Annotated in this window: 17 protein-coding genes; 11 read left to right on the forward strand and 6 right to left on the reverse strand. The window is 33.2% G+C overall.

Features of this window, described 5'->3' with window-relative positions; translation table 11 throughout:
• Window positions 1–138 precede the first annotated feature (138 nt).
• The 5 genes from AC2FB1_RS03015 to AC2FB1_RS03035 form a co-directional block, all read right to left on the reverse strand.
• Complete coding sequence (locus AC2FB1_RS03015; RefSeq protein ID WP_490673799.1) at window positions 139–1,278, reverse strand: polysaccharide deacetylase family protein; 1,140 nt, start codon at window positions 1,276–1,278, stop codon at window positions 139–141.
• Between the two features lie 159 nt (window positions 1,279–1,437).
• Window positions 1,438–2,316, reverse strand: a complete 879-nt coding sequence (gene rbsK, locus AC2FB1_RS03020; protein ID WP_490673800.1) for a ribokinase — start codon at window positions 2,314–2,316, stop codon at window positions 1,438–1,440.
• Between the two features lie 116 nt (window positions 2,317–2,432).
• Window positions 2,433–3,335 (reverse strand): urea transporter, encoded by a 903-nt coding sequence (gene yut / locus AC2FB1_RS03025; RefSeq protein ID WP_490673801.1) that lies wholly within the window; start codon window positions 3,333–3,335, stop codon window positions 2,433–2,435.
• Between the two features lie 61 nt (window positions 3,336–3,396).
• Window positions 3,397–5,040, reverse strand: coding sequence for a phospho-sugar mutase (locus tag AC2FB1_RS03030; RefSeq protein ID WP_490673802.1), 1,644 nt, complete (start codon window positions 5,038–5,040; stop codon window positions 3,397–3,399).
• A 179-nt stretch (window positions 5,041–5,219) separates the two neighbouring features.
• A complete protein-coding gene (locus AC2FB1_RS03035; protein WP_490673803.1) occupies window positions 5,220–6,200 on the reverse strand; it encodes an SMP-30/gluconolactonase/LRE family protein in 981 nt (326 codons plus the stop codon).
• Between the two features lie 258 nt (window positions 6,201–6,458).
• Between AC2FB1_RS03035 and trhO the strand changes: the two genes are divergently transcribed.
• The 3 genes from trhO to AC2FB1_RS03050 all read left to right on the forward strand — a co-directional run bounded on the left by trhO (window position 6,459) and on the right by AC2FB1_RS03050 (window position 9,711).
• Window positions 6,459–7,421, forward strand: a complete 963-nt coding sequence (gene trhO / locus AC2FB1_RS03040; protein ID WP_490673804.1) for an oxygen-dependent tRNA uridine(34) hydroxylase TrhO — start codon at window positions 6,459–6,461, stop codon at window positions 7,419–7,421.
• A 102-nt stretch (window positions 7,422–7,523) separates the two neighbouring features.
• Window positions 7,524–8,714: an MFS transporter gene (locus tag AC2FB1_RS03045; RefSeq protein ID WP_490673805.1), complete on the forward strand. Its 1,191-nt coding sequence runs from the start codon at window positions 7,524–7,526 to the stop codon at window positions 8,712–8,714.
• 19 nt (window positions 8,715–8,733) lie between these two features.
• Entirely contained in the window at window positions 8,734–9,711 is a 978-nt protein-coding gene (locus AC2FB1_RS03050; RefSeq protein ID WP_490673806.1) for a choloylglycine hydrolase family protein, read from the forward strand.
• Window positions 9,712–9,796: 85 nt separating this feature from the next.
• Here the strand turns inward: AC2FB1_RS03050 and AC2FB1_RS03055 are convergent, their stop codons facing one another.
• The gene (locus AC2FB1_RS03055; protein WP_490673808.1) at window positions 9,797–10,570 is read right to left on the reverse strand and encodes an acetoin reductase; all 774 of its coding nucleotides are present in this window, start codon (window positions 10,568–10,570) and stop codon (window positions 9,797–9,799) included.
• 180 nt (window positions 10,571–10,750) lie between these two features.
• On the opposite strand from AC2FB1_RS03055, the gene pcp reads away from it, so the two are divergent.
• The 8 genes from pcp to AC2FB1_RS03095 all read left to right on the forward strand — a co-directional run.
• Window positions 10,751–11,389, forward strand: a complete 639-nt coding sequence (pcp, locus tag AC2FB1_RS03060; RefSeq protein WP_490673809.1) for a pyroglutamyl-peptidase I — start codon at window positions 10,751–10,753, stop codon at window positions 11,387–11,389.
• Between the two features lie 160 nt (window positions 11,390–11,549).
• A complete protein-coding gene (locus tag AC2FB1_RS03065; protein ID WP_490673810.1) occupies window positions 11,550–13,112 on the forward strand; it encodes an ABC transporter substrate-binding protein in 1,563 nt (520 codons plus the stop codon).
• On the forward strand, window positions 13,105–14,064 hold the full coding sequence (locus AC2FB1_RS03070) for an ABC transporter permease (RefSeq protein WP_490673811.1): 960 nt from the start codon (window positions 13,105–13,107) through the stop codon (window positions 14,062–14,064). The genes AC2FB1_RS03065 and AC2FB1_RS03070 overlap by 8 nt, the downstream gene beginning before the upstream one ends.
• Window positions 14,054–14,821: an ABC transporter permease gene (locus AC2FB1_RS03075; protein ID WP_490673812.1), complete on the forward strand. Its 768-nt coding sequence runs from the start codon at window positions 14,054–14,056 to the stop codon at window positions 14,819–14,821. Before AC2FB1_RS03070 ends, AC2FB1_RS03075 begins: the two co-directional genes overlap by 11 nt.
• On the forward strand, window positions 14,788–15,561 hold the full coding sequence (locus AC2FB1_RS03080) for an ATP-binding cassette domain-containing protein (protein WP_490673813.1): 774 nt from the start codon (window positions 14,788–14,790) through the stop codon (window positions 15,559–15,561). The genes AC2FB1_RS03075 and AC2FB1_RS03080 overlap by 34 nt, the downstream gene beginning before the upstream one ends.
• The gene (locus tag AC2FB1_RS03085) at window positions 15,548–16,174 is read left to right on the forward strand and encodes an ATP-binding cassette domain-containing protein (protein ID WP_490673814.1); all 627 of its coding nucleotides are present in this window, start codon (window positions 15,548–15,550) and stop codon (window positions 16,172–16,174) included. The genes AC2FB1_RS03080 and AC2FB1_RS03085 overlap by 14 nt, the downstream gene beginning before the upstream one ends.
• A gap of 171 nt (window positions 16,175–16,345) precedes the next feature.
• Complete coding sequence (locus AC2FB1_RS03090; protein ID WP_490673815.1) at window positions 16,346–17,149, forward strand: CPBP family intramembrane glutamic endopeptidase; 804 nt, start codon at window positions 16,346–16,348, stop codon at window positions 17,147–17,149.
• Between the two features lie 333 nt (window positions 17,150–17,482).
• A partial coding sequence (locus AC2FB1_RS03095; RefSeq protein WP_490673816.1) for an IS110 family transposase occupies window positions 17,483–18,280 on the forward strand: 798 nt, incomplete at its 3' end.

Raw genomic sequence — 18,280 nt, forward strand, 5'->3', positions numbered from 1 at the left:
ATTGCACAATATATTTTATAACAACTTTATAGATAAATTACAACTAAGTATGAATGATATCTGTCTTTAATAAATTAAAAAAAAGCATTGGATAGACTATGGCATACATTCTAATCCAATGCTTAACTTTATTTGAAATTATTGATACGATTTATCACCTTTAAAATACTGACGATCTTTTTCACTATATACCTTGCTCGGATCTAAAAATGGTTTTAATTTGTATTTAAAATCATATAAATTTAATCCATCAATCGCGACACGATCTTGATAGACACTATCGTCACCAATATCTGTAAAATTATTTGGCCCTACACCTGCTAAAAATTTAAATCCTTCATCATGAACAAGATATTGATATGCTTTAGATCCTCTATCTTGAGCTCCGTGTGGATAGATAAATAGATCTGTTTTTCCTATAATTGGCTCTACTTCTTTTTTCCAACATTTTGTATCACGAACAATTTGATTATATGAGCTATTTGCAAAATCAATATGTCCCCATGAATGACTTGCAAATGTCCAACCATCTCGTTTCAATGCTTTAACTACTTTTTTAGCATCTTCTTTACGTTTTTGATAATCTTTACTATCTAACTCATTTGTACGATAACCTAATACTCCATTATATCCCGTTAACCCAATCACACCTTTTTGGCCATTAAGTGAAAAGTCTGGATGATCTTTCACAAATTGATTCAATATAGGTACGATATCATTTGATTCACTTGTCGTTACGTTACCGTGTTTATCTTTAGTTTCAGAAACCACATGTTGATGTTTATCTAGAACTAAACGATCTGCATAACCGTGGCCTCTCATGTATTCATAATAATTCATATCATCAATCGATAAAATTAATGGTTTCTTATCTTTAGGTAATTTTAATTCTTTTCTAGTAACTGTCTTTCCTTTTAAATCATAGGCATCATGTGGGTCTATTAACATGTAATGGTGTTTATAAAGTTCATCTAATGAACGTTTAAACTCATCAGATGTAATCATCCAATCAAAATTTCCCTTAGCTTGATTTTTCTCTTGTGTAAAAGCTACTTTAGGTTCAGTAATGACTGGATGATAAAATACATGAGCTACCTCACCTTGATAGATTTGCCAATCTTTTTTATTCTGATTACTTTTTTTCGCATACATATTTGCGATGTTTTCTTCGTTCTCTTTAGTATTCTTCTTTGAAGGTGAAAAAGTTGAAAATTGACATGCACATAAAATAATAGACAGTAAAACGATTGAGATACTAAGTATGTATTTTTTTATCATGTATTTGCTCCTTTAAGTTATAAAAATCGAATGATACTCATTCATTATTATATATTATTTTTATAATATTAATGATAATATTTTATAACTTAACAACATTTTTATGATATTTTTACTTTGTCTCCATGTTTTATTATATTTTAAATGGAATGATGCTACTCAGATATCAAAATCCTCTTTTAAATCATTTAAAGTTGGCATACCACCTTGCGCACCAAATTCAGTTACTGAATGACTGGCAGCTACATTAGCAAAGGCAATTGCTTTAGCAAGAGAATAGCCTTTTTGTAATCCAACGGCTAACGCACCATTAAATGTGTCTCCAGCGCCTGTGGTATCTTTTACTTCTCGTTCTATACCTTTAATCTCAACTTGCTCTAGCCCATCATAAAATACAGCACCGAGAGCGCCTTGTGTCACAATTAATTTATCAGGATAACGTTCTAAAGCTTGATCGATGTCTCCTTCAAACATATTTTCACTCTCAGTTTCATTTGGTGTTAAATATGTTACTTGTTCCAATACATCATCTGAAATGTCTCTATATGGAGCTGGATTTAAAATAGAAGTAAGTTCATTTTCATAACAATAATGAACGGCATGCGTAACAACATCAGCTGGAATTTCTTGTTGTAGTAACACGATATCTCCTTTATTTGCTTTCGATAAAGCTGCTTCTACCAACGTGGCTGTAACTTTATTATTGGCTGAAGGTACAACGATAATACTATTGTCATTGTCGGCTAACGTAATATGAGCAGTACCTGAAGGTCCTTCTTCTTTCTTTACATACTCAACATTGACGTGATTATTTTTAAAATTTTTAAGGATTTGCTCACCTAATGTATCATTGCCAATACAGCCCACCATGTGAACATGGTCACCTAACCTTGCTGCTGCAACTGCTTGATTCGCACCTTTGCCACCTGGTGTAGTGAAAAATGTATTTCCTAATACTGTTTCTCCCTTACTTGGCACCTGATCAGTCGACACAACCAAATCCATCGACATACTTCCCACCACATAAATGTGTTTCATGTCATTCATCTCCTTTTTCTTTCTTATCTTTATCATATCTAAATTAGCATAAATAATAAAAAAAGAGCGAGACAACGAATCAAAAATGAATGCTGTCTCACTTCCATTAATATTTTCTAATGCTTAGCTTCATTTTGCTCTTTACCTGCAAACATAACAAGCCAAGTGGCAAAAATAAATGGTGCCGTAAAGATAGGAAGACCAATCGGTGTTAATGTTGTCGCTAATGCACCATGCATCACTACTGTTAACAGCAAACCAGTTATAACAGCGAGTAATGAATTGAATTTTGTTTTAAATATCGCACCTAATGCAATTCCTGTGAGGATAGAATTATATCCATATAGTCCATTAGTAATCGTTGGATAATCTCCTCCTAAAAAACTAATAAATATAATCGCTAGTACACTTGAAACCACCGCATATATGCCACCTTTGATTGACCCAATAAAAATACCAATAATAATTAAAAGACTACCAATGATTGATGTTACTAAGAAAATTTCACTAAAGTTTGTAATGATACCACTGATAAAATTCACATGTGAATGACTAATCTCCGGATGTTTAATTTTAGTAGGTAAAATATCAATAGTGACATGCATTTTTGAAAATTGAATACCCATCGCTAAAACTAACCATGTCATAAAAACAAATGGGAATGTTAACATCGGTATACCAAATGGTTTCAATATTTCTCGAATAGCTGCTCCAACTGGTAAAGTAAGAATGGTTGCTACAACGAGCACAATCCAATTAATTAAAGACGCTTCTAAGAATAACGCTAACCCGATGGCTGTTAATACTGAATTGTATCCAGCTAAACCATGATTAATTTCGTCCTCACTATAATTAAAGTAAGGCGCTAGAACAAGTGCAATGAGACTCCCTACTGTTGCACCTAATCCTACTTCCCAATTTGCTATAAATAGTCCAATAAGAATAAATAGCCCCGACCATGTATTATTCATAAAAACAACTTGAGCAATATTTTTTAAAAATATTTCTAAATACTTCATAAAATCACCTATATTTTTTTATAATAATTACCCCTATTATCTTTATCTTTAAACGCAATTATTATTTTTCTTCGAACACATAGGCTTGTATTGCTTTTGAAACTTGTTCGAAATCGTCAACATTAAGTGAAAGATAGAATTTGAGTTTAGGCTCTGTTCCTGAAGGACGTAATGCGACGAATCCTTCATCAAAGATTAATCGAATCACATTTGACTTTGGTAAAGATATCGACTCTGTAATACCATCATCTTTATTTATTCTCTCTTGGCTTTGATAATCTTCAATAGCTTTTACGCTTAACCCCCCAAGAGTATCTGGAACATGTTGACGAAGACGTTCCATCAATGTTGCAATCTTTTGTTGTCCTTTTTGACCTTCAAATACTTTAGATATAGGTTGATCTCGATAATATCCTACTTCCTCATATATATCCGTTAAGGCATCATGTAATGTTTTACCTTCATTTTTTAAAATAGAAGCATATTTAATGATTAACGGAACAACTTGAATCGCATCTTTATCTCTTACAAATTCACCAGCAAGGTAACCATAACTTTCTTCATAAGCGAAAATAAATGTTTCATCCTCACGTAATTCACGAATCGCCTTGGCAATGAATTTAAACCCTATTAAGACTTCCTTCACAGTGACCCCATGTTGTTTGGCAAAGCGTTTTCCTAATTCACCGCTAACAATTGATTGAATCATGACTGGATGTTTAGGAAGCGTGGTATGCTCAACTAAATACTTAATCATTAACGCACCAATATCACTACCATTAAAATAGTGAATATGACCTTCACTATCTCGTTCAACGAATCCCATTCGATCCACATCAGGGTCTGTCGCAATGACTAAATCTGCTTTAGATTGTTGGGCTTGTTTGATAGCTAAATCAAACGCTTCATGTTCTTCTGGATTAGCACTTTTTACAGAACTAAAATCAGAATCAATTCGACATTGTGAGTCAACAAGCTCAATGTTATTAAAATGAAGATGGCTTAGCACCTTCGGAATAATAGGTGTACCTGTACCATGTAAACTCGTATACACCACATTTAAGTTTGATGACGGTATGTCACCAATCAATTGACCAATTTCTGAAAGATAATATTTACCGATGTCTTTAGGTAAAGGTAGTATATTTTCTTTGATTAAAGTCTCATCTAATTCAATATCTAACGTAAGAGGATCATCTAATTGCTCAATATATTGAGCTACTTTAAGTGAAGCGACATCATCAAGTTGTGCACCATCAGTCCCATATACTTTAATACCATTGTAGTCTTTAGGATTATGACTTGCAGTAATCATAATACCTGCAGACGTTTGAAGATATCTCACTGCATAAGATAACTGTGGAGTCGTTTGATATGTATCCGATACGTATACTTTAATATGATGAGACGCTAAAATATGCGCGATAATGTCTGCAAATTCAGATGACAAATGACGAATATCATAATGGATGACAATTGAAGGTTCATTGATATGATCTTGTAAATAATGTGCGATACCTAATGCTAAACGTTGAATCGTATATCGATTTAAACGTCCAGGTCCTAGACCAAATTGACCACGAATGCCTGCCGTCCCAAATGATAGCGTTGTTTCAAAACCTTCTTGTTGAAATTCAGATGATTGTTGATCATAGAATGATGCCACAAGACTATCTACTTTATGTATTATCCAATTGTCTTTCATCCAATACTCCTCTCATACATAATGTATGTCATATTCTTTTCTTTAGTATAATCGATATCTATTTATGTTTCACATGATACTGATCTCTTTTAAAATTAAAATCCTATCTACAATAATACAATTCAAAAACACCCTCACTACGATAAGTAAGGGAGTTTTCAATTTTAATGTATAGCTATTTAAGATTGAAATTGATAGCTTTCATGTCCTTTAGCGAATCCTTCAACGGTATAAATCATTGATCCACCTTCTGAATTATTCTCAATATCATTGGTACATATTAACAATTGATTTGTACCTGGAATAAATTGTGGATGCGTAGAACGCAACATTTTTCCTTCTTCACGACCTGGCATCAAGATTTGACCAATAGGATATCCTCTTTTATTAAATACCAAGACACGACCTTGCCCATACATTGCAACATATAAGTTGTCATCACTATCGATACACACAGAGTCCGGTCCTTCATGACCAGTGAAATAATAAGGAATTGTTGCTCCAAATGGTGCAATAGTTACACCATCATCTTCTAATTGAATACGATGAAGGCGATTCGTCGTTGTTTCAGTTATCCACAGTATTTTTTCATCAGTACTGAGTGCAATACCATTTGCCACGGAAATATTTTGAATCACAGGTGTGACGGTTTTAAAATCTGGAGCAACATAATATACGCCACCTTTAGGGTTTGTTGAATATCCTCTAAAGTCTGTGAAATAGAACCCACCTTTACTGTCAAATACCATATCGTCAATGCAATAGTCTGTATTTAATTCTGAGATAATTTCTTCGAATTGTTCCCCATGTTCATCTGTGGCAAAAATACCACCTGTAGATTCAAAGTCACCTAAGTAGCATGTGAATAATCGTCCATCTTTATGAACTTTTACTGCGGCTGGATTTTGCTTTTCTGATTGAAACGCCACGGAAATCTCTTTACTTGGTAGATTGACTTTGAAAATCTTTCCACCAAATACTTCACATAAAAATAAGTTGTGTTCTTTATCAAAAATGAGACCTTCAAGTTGAAGTCCATCGTCTGAAATTTTTAACCATGGTTCAGCTATAACTGTTTGTAATTCACTTTCAGATACAATGGGTACCACACTTTTAGATTTTCCATTATATGTTAATTTTGGTAAGTCATGATTTGACATATGACATTAACCTCCTCATTCAATTAATCTATATATCTTATTATATACTTGACACATTCTAAAACTAACTATACTGCATGTAATCGTTTTCAAAAAGTGAAATGTATGCTTTATATAGTTCCATTGACTGATTTATGAGCGCAAATATTGAAAGAAGCTATATATTTGATAAAATACTATAATGTTGATTTTTATATAAATGATAATTTAGACGTGTTTACCATATAGATAAATTAATTTTTAAAGGAGAATCAGAAAATGGATTATAGAGTGTTATTGTATTACAAATATACAACAATTGATGACCCCGACACATTTGCTGCTGAACATTTAGCGTTTTGTAAAGAACATAACTTAAAAGGTAGAATTCTAGTATCTACAGAAGGTATCAATGGCACATTATCTGGTACAAAAGAAGATACAGATAAATATATTGAACATATGCATGCGGATGAACGCTTTAAAGATATGACATTTAAAATTGATGAAGCAGAAAGTCACGCGTTCAAAAAAATGCACGTACGTCCTAGAAAAGAAATTGTCGCATTAGGTTTAGAAGATGATGTAGATCCACGTGTGACAACTGGTAAATATTACTCACCTAGTGAGTTTAAAGCTGCATTAGAAGATGACGATACTGTTATTTTAGATGCACGTAATGATTATGAATTTGACTTAGGTCATTTCCGCGGTGCCATTCGCCCAGATATTACACGCTTCAGAGATTTACCAGATTGGATTCGTGAAAATAAAGAAAAATTAGATGGTAAAAACATTGTGACGTATTGTACGGGTGGTATCCGTTGTGAAAAATTCTCAGGCTGGCTTGTAAAAGAAGGCTTTGAAAATGTAGGACAATTACATGGTGGTATTGCTACGTATGGTAAAGACCCAGAAACAAAAGGTGAGTACTGGGATGGCAAAATGTACGTCTTCGATGAACGTATTAGTGTCGATGTTAACCATGTAGACAAAACAGTGATTGGTAAAGAACACTTTGATGGCACACCATGCGAACGTTATATTAACTGTGCAAATCCAGAATGCAATAAACAAATTTTAGTATCAGAAGAAAATGAAGCAAAATATCTTGGTGCATGTTCATATGACTGTGCCAAACATGAACGTAATCGCTACGTTGCAAAACACCATATTAGTGATGAGGAATGGAGTCGTCGTTTAGAAAACTTTAAAGATGTTCCTGAACATATTCACGCATAATGACATGTACCCTTTATAAGTATCAACCTACTTTTAAAGGGTACTTTTACATACCTACTGTGCTATAATAACTTAAATTGAAACTTACCTAAGGTGATTGTTATGAAGAAGCACAGTAAAGATTACTTCCATCTTTTTTATAGTCAGCTATTCGCAAATACTGGAGACGTGTTAACCGTTGTCGGCTTAATTTCGGTAGTATATAGTATGACCTCAAAAACGACTGCTGCTTCTATGATTCCAATTATTTTTACTTCCGGTCTCTTTGTTAGTAGCTTTATTTCAAATTATATTTATCAGTATTTTACTCAAAAACAAGTATTATGGATTTTCCAAGGGCTTAAACTTGTGAGTCTATCCATCATCGCAAGTCTACTTATGTTCGAACGATCTCCAATATTTATTTTTATTCTACTATTTATAAATGCTCTATTTGATGGATTTACTAATCCAATTAAGAACGCGATGATTCCTTTTATTGAAAAGAAAGAATACATAACGTCAGCGAACGCTTTAATGAATATGATGAGTAGTATGGTTCAATTGTCGACATGGGCATTAGGTGGATTTCTGATGAGTCTGATTGGTGCTAAATATTTATTTTTATTTGCGTTTGTACTAGAAATCCTATCCTACTTCTTTATTATTCAACTTTCAGAACGGCATATTTATAATAACGAAAAAGAAAATATATTAAATAGCTTTAAAACTGTATTACGTCATAACTATTCCAATAAACTGAGTTTATATCTAAATCTATCTATAATTTTCGAATCTGTCGCAACATCCATTTGGGTTGCTGCCATTATTCTTACGTATACGAGAACCTTTTTACATGTCGATGATTTTTGGTTCGGACTCATCAATGCTGCCTTCTTTAGTGGGACGATTATTGCTGGGTTATGGATGAATGATAAAGATCAATTTTTCACAAAAATAAGTTACCCTATTATTATTTACATCCCGCTAATATTAGCTTTTATTAATGTCAGCTTTGTCCTACATCAATCTGTGTTACTTGCTTTACTCATGTCATTATTAATGGGAATTTTCGAAGATTCGCGCTATATTTCTTTAAACTCAGTTGTACAACGGGAAGTACCAAAAGAGACCCTAACATCTACCTATATACTGAATAATTTGTTAAGTAGTGTATGTTTCTCACTTGGTACTTTAGGTATTTCACTTGTTGTAGATAATCAAGGAGTGATATGGGCCTATGTAATTAGTGGCGTTGCTTATGTGTTAACATTTGTTTTAGGTTTATTTTTTAAAACAGCGATTAAAAATTAATATACAAGGAGACGACGATATGTGTACAGGCATTACATTTCAAGCCAATAATGGAGATGTTATTTTTGGAAGAACGATGGATTACGATTATCCTTTAAACGGCTTTCCTGCAGTTCAACCTCGAGGATACTCCTTTAAATCGCATGTCGACTATAAAGGGGAAACGTTATATGCCTTTGCAGGTGCTGGTTCTGATATGGAGAGGTTTGTTTTTGGAGATGGCGTCAATGAACATGGACTTGCCATGTCCAATCAATACGATCGTGGATATGCGTCATATGCGACAGAAACTCGTGAAGGATATATTAATATTTCTCAAACAGAAGTGCTTGTTTGGGCGCTTGGCTATAACAAAACGATTGAAGAATTTATTGAAAATGCGGAACAAGTTAACGTTGTAGCCTATTCATATAGTGATATTAACGAAGTTCCTCCATTACATTATCATTTATCTGATGCGACAGGCAGAACTGTGGAAGTGACATTTGTTGATGGTCGCATCGTCGTCATTGATAATCCAATTGGCGTGCTCACAAATAACCCAGATTTAAATTGGCATTATGAAAATTTGAAACACTTTATGCATGTGACACCATATAACATTGACAATACATTTTCAAAACAATTGAACTTAGGGAATATGAATGGCACATTCGGTTTACCTGGAGGCTATACGTCTGGCGAACGTTTTGTTCGAGCTGCTTATCTTGTTCATCACTTATTACCAAATAGCGATGATCATCCTATCTTAGATGCATTTAGAATTTTAGACCATGTGAGTGTACCAAAAGGCGCTGTTCGCCCTTCAGACAATGGATTTTATTATACGTTATATCAAACTGTTTTTAATTTAACGACAAAAACACTCTATATTAAATATTATGACTCGAATACTATTACAGAATTACAACTCACCAATGACTTAATAAATAGTGACGATTTGGTAGTCTTTTCGAGAAAGAATAAAGGGTTATATACTGAAAAAGTGAATGACTAACATATTTTTAAATCTAATAAAGTACCTCTCTTACAATTTGATGTAAGAGAGGCTTATTATTTTTTTACTTTTATCATTCTTTATTTTATCTATAAACTAGTCCACCATCAGTTAAAATGGCTTGTCCAGTAATATAATCTGAATCTGATGATGCTAAGAATGATACTAAAGAAGCCACATCTTTTGGTTCTTGATAACGCCCTAATTTAATAGCTGATGAGAACTGTTCAAATGCTTCACCAGGTTTTAGATTACTATCTAATTTAACCATTTCAGCATCAATACGATCCCACATTTCAGTTTTAGCAACTCCAGGACAATAAGCATTCACCGTAATACCTTTTTCAGCTAATTCTTTCGCTGCAGTTTGAGTGAGAGAACGTACTGAATGTTTAGTAGCACAGTATGTACCTAATACCTCATAAGATTCATGTCCTGCAATACTGCATGCGTTAATGATTTTACCTTTACTATTTTGCTTAATAAACTGTTTTGCTGCCGCTTGAATTCCAAATAACGTTCCATATACATTTATATGGAATAATTTATCCAATTCATCTTCTGTAATATCTAAAATAGGTGATACCGCATCTACACCAGCATTATTTACAAATACATCAATTTGACCAAATTCTGCCACTGCAAATTGAACCAATTCTTCTTGCTCTTTTTTCTTAGAAACATCACTATGAAATGCTACCACGTTATATCCATTCTCTTTCAATTCTTGTTCTGTTTTTTCTAGAGCTTTTTGATTAATATCTTGAATCACAATATTAAATCCATCATTGGCTAAACGTTGAGCAATTCCTTTTCCTAATCCTGCTGCTGAACCTGTAATGACTGCTGTTTTTGTCATAATATCACTCCTTTTACATAATCATTTTACCCCTCTGGTTTAATTTTATTCTTAATTTTAAATTATTCACAAACTGTTCATATATCTTTTACGTTGCCTTATATCATTATTTGTTTAATGATGTAAATAAGTGTTTATACCTTACTTATTAAACTGTAAAAAATTAAAGGAGGAAGTTTTATGAATATTTTAGTAACGGCATTTGATCCGTTTGGTGGAGAAAACGTAAATCCTGCGTTAGAGGCTGTAAAACAATTAGATGAAACTATTGGTGAACATACGATTACAAAACTAGAAATCCCCACTGTTTTCCATGAATCAAAAGATGTCATTCAACACGCATTAGAACAACATCACTATGATGCCGTCTTATCTATCGGACAAGCAGGTGGACGTTTTAATATTACACCTGAACGTGTGGGCATTAATATTGATGACGCACGTATTGCTGACAATAAAGGAAATCAACCCATAGATGTAGCTATTCAACCAGATGGTGCACCTGCTTACTTTTCAAATCTTCCTGTTAAAGCCATGACAGAAGCAATTAAAAAAGCAGGTGTCCCAGCAAGTCTATCGAATACAGCAGGTACATTTGTTTGTAATCATGTGCTTTATCAATTAGGTTATCTATCAGATAAGTATTATCCTAACTTACAATTTGGCTTTATTCATGTCCCTTTTATTCCAGAACAAGTTACAGATAAACCTGACAAACCTTCAATGTCTTTAGATACGATTACAAAAGGACTTACAGCTTCAATCAATGCTATTTCAAAAAGCCCTGATGTTAAAGTAGCCTTAGGAGAAACACATTAGAAAACGAGATAACTATTTATATGTGAAACACAATTCTACAAATAAAATGATTTTATTTGTCTACAAAATATATAATTTTGTAGACTTTTTATTTTCAAAATAAATAGTAGCTTGTATCATTAATAATGATGAATTATTTCTATTGAAAGAGGTTTTAATTTTGAGAAAGCATCTACTTCTGTCATTAGCAACGTGTGCTTCCCTACTATTAACTGGATGCACACACAATCAATATCAACGTAAAGAAGTTAAAGTGTCTCTTGCTCGAGAATTCAATCCGAATCAGTTAGATGCACAAGCCTTTGAGGTCCCTATGCCTGTATATAGTGCGATATATCAACCTCTTGTAATCTACGGAAAAAATGGAAAAATTGAACCTGGTTTAGCTAAATCTTGGAAAGTATCCAATAACGGTAAAGATTATACATTTCGCTTAAAACACGGCATTCAATTCAATGATGGCTCAACATTTGATGCAAAGGCAGTCAAATTTTCAATTGAACGTGCGAAAGCGACGGATAAAACGAATCCTATGGAAACATTAGATAAACTGAAATCTGTCGATGTAAAAGACAATTATACAGTGGACATTCATTTAAAGGCACCATCAAATCAAGTATTAAATGAATTATCACAAATACGCCCGCTACGTATCATGAGCCCTCATGCAGTAAAAGATGGTAAAATAACCGGAAAATTTGAAAAAGCTATCGGTACTGGACCATTTAAAGTAGCAGATTCAACAAATGAGACTGTGACTTTTAAACCGAATCCTTATTATCACAATAGCCATCCGCTTGATTATGATTTAACATTCCAAACAATTGAAGATAGTGATTCGCGACATCTTGCAATGGAAAGTCATTCTATTGATATTACAGGGGGGTCACTAGGACATTTGACTCCTCAACAAATCAAGGAATCATACCGTAATCAAGATTTAAAGGTAAAACAATATCCGAGTACAGAAACTCAATTTATGGCATTTAATCCAGAGGTCTCATTACTTCAAAATAAAGAGATGCGCGAAGCGATTAGTAAAGCAATTAATACCCACCATCTCTCATCAAATAAACAGCTAAAAGGGTTGTTCCAAGATGGTGTAGAATTCGTTAATAATAAAAATCAACAAACTCATCATTATGATCCAGACCTAGCTATACATTTATTAAAGAAATTAGGCTATAAAAAAAATACTCATGGCTACTTTGAAAAACATGGACATGAATTGTCTTTAAAACTGGCACTACAAACGGATGAATTTCCCGAATGGAAAACGAAAGCAGAAATTATGCAACAGGATTTAAAACAGATAGGTATTCGTTTAGATATTAATATTTTAGATGCGCAAACGTATTATGAAACACTCACTATACGAAAAGATTATGATCTTATTTTCTATCGTTCTTATACTAATGCGCTCATGCCATATAACTTTTTAAATGCACGTTTCAAACAAGATGGAAATAAACCCGGGATGTTCGCAAACGATGTTCAGTTAACAAAAATGCTTAACCGTTTCTCAACTATTATTAACGAAGAAGACCAACAACGAGCATTTAACCACATCTTGCATCGCATCGATCAACAATATCTTGAAGTTCCAATTGCTTATCCAAATGAAGTCTTTGTTACAAGTCCTAAAATTAAGCACTTCGAATTCTCAGGACAAACGGATGCACCTATTAACTACGATAAACTGAAGGTATCTTATCATGAATAATATGATTAAACATTTACTTAAACTTATATTATATTTCATCATTATTTCATTTATCTTATTTGTGCTACTCGAACATACAACTGGAAATCCAGCGATTCAATATCTACATGAACATGGTGTGGCGCAAATTACAGACGAACGAATTAAAATGGCTCAAGATAAACTTGGATTAAGCCAAGCATTGCCTATTCGTTATTTACAATGGTTAGGACACGCATTTACAGGAAATTTAGGCACGAGCTTTAGTAACGGTGAGCCTGTCACTGCCCGCATTGCTAAAGCTATTGTCCCTACATTAAAGCTTATTTTTATCTCAGCCATGATCTTATTTCCACTCGCTTATATTATTGGCTATCTCTGTGGCAATCATCCTAAGAAAAAGTGGTCTATATTCACATTACATGCGTCTCAAGTGGTGACATCACTACCAGAATATTGGTTAGCCATTATTTTTATTTACTATTTCGGTGTGAAATGGCATCTTCTACCATTTGTAGGAAGCTATAGCTTTGAATACTTTATCCTGCCTATCACTATTTTAGTTTTAGTGGAAGGGAGTCATATGGTGTTACTGAGTAGTCATCTATTTGAACGTACACTCCGTAATGATGCATATCAACTTGCCTCGTTACGTCAATTTAAATTAAAAGATCGTATTTATGTACAAATGAAAGAAATTTTAGCACCATTACTTACAATTACGATTAATAATTTTATTCGTCTATTTAGTAGAGTGATTATTTTAGAAGTTATTTTTAGTATTTCAGGGTTAGGAAAATTACTCATCAATAGTATTAATCTTCGTGATTATCCGCTCGTTCTAGGTATTTTAATGATCATCATTACGATAATTATGATATTAAATTTCCTGGGTGATATTTTACTAGAAAAAAGTGATCCACGTTTAAATATGTCAAAAACATTGGGAGGACGAGTAACATATGAAGATTAAATATTTCATATGGTCTATTGCGATAATCATTTTAGCTTTACTTGCTTACATCCTATATGATAAGGCAAATCAAATTCATCAATCTCAAGCATTACGTCCTCCAAGTTTACATCATTTACTTGGTACGGATGATTTAGGTAGAGATTTTTTAATACGATTATTTGTAGGTAGCTTAATTACACTTGGTCTTACTGCATTCATCATGATAGGGACAATCGTGCTTGGACTTATCATTGGTCTCATTTCAGCTATAGTAGGTAAATGGTTAGATTCTATCATTATGGCACTTGCAGATATGTTAATCTCTTTACCAGCTATCATTATTGCTCTTGTCGTCCTTGGTTTTGTTAATAATTCTGTCGTAGGATTATGTCTTGCGCTCATTATCGGATGGCTCGGTCGCTATTTGCGGTATTTCAGAAATTTAGCACGTGACACAATGACACAACCATTCGTTAAATTTGCGCCACTTAGTGGGATGTCGAAGTTTCAAATTACAATACATCATATTATTCCACATCTAATTAGCGATATTATGGCACTTGTCACTGCAGATTTTGGTAAGTTAATGTTAAGTATTTCTGGTCTCGCCTTTATCGGTTTAGGAGTGAAACCACCTATTCCTGAATTAGGCGCCATTTTACATGACGGTAAAAGTTATTTCTATTCTGCACCATGGTTATTTATCTTTCCAGGTGTCTTATTAGGAGGGTTCGCACTCATATGTCAAATACTCAATCGTCGTCACACTCATTAGATACAGTGCTTTATACCCATAATGTATCTGTCTATCACAAGGATGACCCATTACTTAAGCAGATTAATTTAAAGATTGAAAAAGGAAGCTTTCACTGTTTAATTGGAGAAAGCGGAAGTGGTAAATCTTTACTTACACGTACTATCCTCAATATGAAAGAAGATGACCTAACATATCGGGGTGATATTCATATCGATTTAACACAAACTGATGCAATGTTCCAAGATGCGAATCGTAATTTTTTCCAAAATGTTCGCATCAAACGTCACTTTGATGCTTTGTTTGATTCTATGTCTTCTTCATTAACACGTGAACAGCAAAAAGTATTTGTATTACGTCAATTTAAACATCTTGGATTAGATCATCCTGAATCTATTTATCATCAATATCCATTTGAATTAAGTGGTGGAATGGCACAACGAGTTGCACTTGTCATGTCTATTGTGAGAGAAGCACAGTTTTTAATTGCAGATGAACCGACTAGCGCGCTGGATCAAAACAATCGTCAAAGTTTAATGGCCCTACTATATCATGTAGTGACAGAACATGATATGACGGTACTATTTGTTACTCATGATTTAAATTTAGCCTTAAACTATGCGACACATATCAGTGTCATGCTAAATGGAAATATTGTAGAAACAGGACGTGCTTCTGATATTTTACATGACCCTCAACATACTTACACGAAGCAATTGATTGAACTGGCTAATAGGAGACATCAATATGTTACAGATTAAACAGTTAAATAAAGCTTTTTCTAATAAACAGATATTTAAAAACTTTAATTATACATTGGATACACATGAGAATTTATTGATAAGTGGCGTAAGTGGAAGCGGGAAGTCTACCCTAGTTCAAATTATTGCTGGATTAGATTCAAACTATCAAGGTACACTCATCTATAATGATTTAGAACTTGGTCGTACTTCACGACATAAATGGATGAAACATATCCAATATGTTCCTCAATATAATTCGAGTACACTTGATCCAAATAAAACAGTTCATTGGATATTAAAACAGCCTTTAATTCATTTTCATTTTCCTAAGACTACATATGGGAACAGAATAAAAGAAGTCATGTCACAATGTAAGTTAGAAACACATTTACTTGATAAAAAAGTAAGTACCTTAAGTGGCGGTCAGTTCCAAAGACTATGGATAGCAAAAGCATTGCTTGTAGAACCAGATGTCTTGATTTTAGATGAAGCAACCGCGAATTTGGATGTCGTTAATGAAGATATCATCATACAAATGTTACGAGAATTTCAACATTTACAATTAATTATCATTACGCATGATTCATATTTATTGCAAGCTTTGCCTGGTAAACATTTAATGATTGATTAATTCAAAGTAGAGAATGGGACAACGAATTCATAATGAGTTTTGTCCCATTTTTATCATGAATATATTGAGTATGTTATAAAGTAAGTTGTATGTTGAAATCAGAGTATGTTATGTTCAAATTATAGTATACGTTTTTATAATTCAAATAAATATACTAGAGGTGATACAACCATGACTCAACAAAGTATTACAGAAACACGTATGCATTCAGATTCAAATCTTGACTCTCATCATCACAACAATAATGAACGCTATCCTAAAGGAAACCGCTTCTTGAATGTTCTTATTTTTATAGGATGGTTGTTACTTGCTCAAATTCCAGTTGTGCTTATTTTATTTATTACTAGCTTTTCTGCAAAAATAGATGTCACAAGTAGTACACTAGCAACACTATTATTTATAATACTAGCCGTTGTCGTTATTTGGTTAGTTAGACGTTATTATCAACGACATACATACGAGCCAATTAGAAAATTTAAACGCAAAGATATTATGATTAATATCGGATGGGCACTATTGCTTAGAGTTATTGTCATTGGAATGAGTTTTCTGATGATGGCACTAACAGGCCAAGCCCAGACAGAAAATGATAAAGCATTACTTGGTAACTTACAAGACGCGAAACCTTCTCCTGATCAACTTGCACAAGTTTTTCCTGTGATTGTATTTGCACTCACTCTTACATTTGTGGCTCCCTATTTAGAAGAATTAATTTATCGAGGTATCTTTAAAGAGACGCTATTTAAACGTAGTAGTTTCTGGTTCCCATTTATTTTATCTTCAATTATTTTCGCTTCCCAACATGGCATTTCAAATTGGGTTGCTGTCTTAATGTATATCATAATGGGAATGGTGTTCTATCTCGCTTATCATCGACGTCATAACGTCAGAGATAGTATGATGGTTCATATGATTCATAACGGAGTGACTGGCATTGTGATTATTGTGAGTTACTTTGTCGCATTGTTTAGCTAAAAAAGAATACCGTTTGAATTGAACTAGCAACTCTCTCGACAAAAAAGAATACCGTTTGAATTGAACTAGCAACTCTCTCGACAAACATACTAAGATTAGCTGTGAAGAAATCTATGACGATAGATTTCTTCACAGCTATTTTTTATAGTTGTAGAGAGAAGTAGACTGTACGCTCCTTTGGATTTTAAATCCGTATTAAAAACTAGTCAGCTTTACTCTCGCCTTTTGAAATTCGTTTGTAGTATGTTGGGCTCTTGAAGCCGTGTAGAGGAAAGTGAAATGAGAAAGGTTAAGTAAAGTTTCAGCTTCTCAAAACAATTAAGGAGGAATTACATGGATTATTTAGGTATTGATATTAGTAAAAGAACGAGCGTCATCGCACATTATTTTGAAGATAAATTCCAAAAGGAATTTACAATTCAGAATAATAAAAATGGTTATAATCAGTTACTCAAATACTTAAAAAAACTTAATCAACCTCAACTTATATTTGAATCTACCGGTGTGTATTCAAGAGGTATAGTTCAATTTTGTCAGGTTAACCATGTGAAGTATATTGAAATGAACCCATTAGAAGCGAAATTTAAAACAAATTCTCTAAGATCATGGAAAACGGATCACTCTGATGCTCATAAACTAGCACAACTAGGACTTACTTTAAAATCCACTGATAGTTTAAATACTAAAAATGAAATTTACTTTGAATTACGTGAACGTGTACGATTTCATCTTGAAATCGAAAAAAATCAAAGTCGTTTAAAAGTTCAGATTATCGAATTGCTCCATCAAACCTTTCCAGGGTTAGAGAAATTATTCAAAAATCGCTATTCAATGATTGCTCTCAATATTGCAGAAATATATTCACATCCTAGTTTTGTTCAACAACAAGATATAGATACTTTAATCTCAAATATTTTTAACTCTACAGAGAAAGGGTTATCTACTCGAAAAGCAGAAAATTATGCTGATAAATTATCTAAAATTGCACATGAAAGTTATCCAAGTGTTAAATCTTCTTCTTTTTTAGTAAGAAAACTTCAGTTATTAATTCGAAAGTTAAAAGATTCTATAGAACAGTTATCTCAATTAGATAAAGAAATGATTAATTTAGCACAAGAACTAAAGTGTTAC

This window comes from Staphylococcus sp. CoH_129_LAB_1 (assembly GCF_058191515.1).

What these genes read in the sequence shown, in the direction of transcription:
- AC2FB1_RS03015 (WP_490673799.1), bottom strand. Translation starts at nt 1,278, where the DNA reads ATGATAAAAAAATACATACTTAGTATCTCAATCGTTTTACTGTCTATT.
- rbsK (WP_490673800.1), bottom strand. Translation starts at nt 2,316, where the DNA reads ATGAAACACATTTATGTGGTGGGAAGTATGTCGATGGATTTGGTTGTG.
- yut (WP_490673801.1), bottom strand. Translation starts at nt 3,335, where the DNA reads ATGAAGTATTTAGAAATATTTTTAAAAAATATTGCTCAAGTTGTTTTT.
- AC2FB1_RS03030 (WP_490673802.1), bottom strand. Translation starts at nt 5,040, where the DNA reads ATGAAAGACAATTGGATAATACATAAAGTAGATAGTCTTGTGGCATCA.
- AC2FB1_RS03035 (WP_490673803.1), bottom strand. Translation starts at nt 6,200, where the DNA reads ATGTCAAATCATGACTTACCAAAATTAACATATAATGGAAAATCTAAA.
- trhO (WP_490673804.1), top strand. Translation starts at nt 6,459, where the DNA reads ATGGATTATAGAGTGTTATTGTATTACAAATATACAACAATTGATGAC.
- AC2FB1_RS03045 (WP_490673805.1), top strand. Translation starts at nt 7,524, where the DNA reads ATGAAGAAGCACAGTAAAGATTACTTCCATCTTTTTTATAGTCAGCTA.
- AC2FB1_RS03050 (WP_490673806.1), top strand. Translation starts at nt 8,734, where the DNA reads ATGTGTACAGGCATTACATTTCAAGCCAATAATGGAGATGTTATTTTT.
- AC2FB1_RS03055 (WP_490673808.1), bottom strand. Translation starts at nt 10,570, where the DNA reads ATGACAAAAACAGCAGTCATTACAGGTTCAGCAGCAGGATTAGGAAAA.
- pcp (WP_490673809.1), top strand. Translation starts at nt 10,751, where the DNA reads ATGAATATTTTAGTAACGGCATTTGATCCGTTTGGTGGAGAAAACGTA.
- AC2FB1_RS03070 (WP_490673811.1), top strand. Translation starts at nt 13,105, where the DNA reads ATGAATAATATGATTAAACATTTACTTAAACTTATATTATATTTCATC.
- AC2FB1_RS03075 (WP_490673812.1), top strand. Translation starts at nt 14,054, where the DNA reads ATGAAGATTAAATATTTCATATGGTCTATTGCGATAATCATTTTAGCT.
- AC2FB1_RS03080 (WP_490673813.1), top strand. Translation starts at nt 14,788, where the DNA reads ATGTCAAATACTCAATCGTCGTCACACTCATTAGATACAGTGCTTTAT.
- AC2FB1_RS03085 (WP_490673814.1), top strand. Translation starts at nt 15,548, where the DNA reads ATGTTACAGATTAAACAGTTAAATAAAGCTTTTTCTAATAAACAGATA.
- AC2FB1_RS03090 (WP_490673815.1), top strand. Translation starts at nt 16,346, where the DNA reads ATGACTCAACAAAGTATTACAGAAACACGTATGCATTCAGATTCAAAT.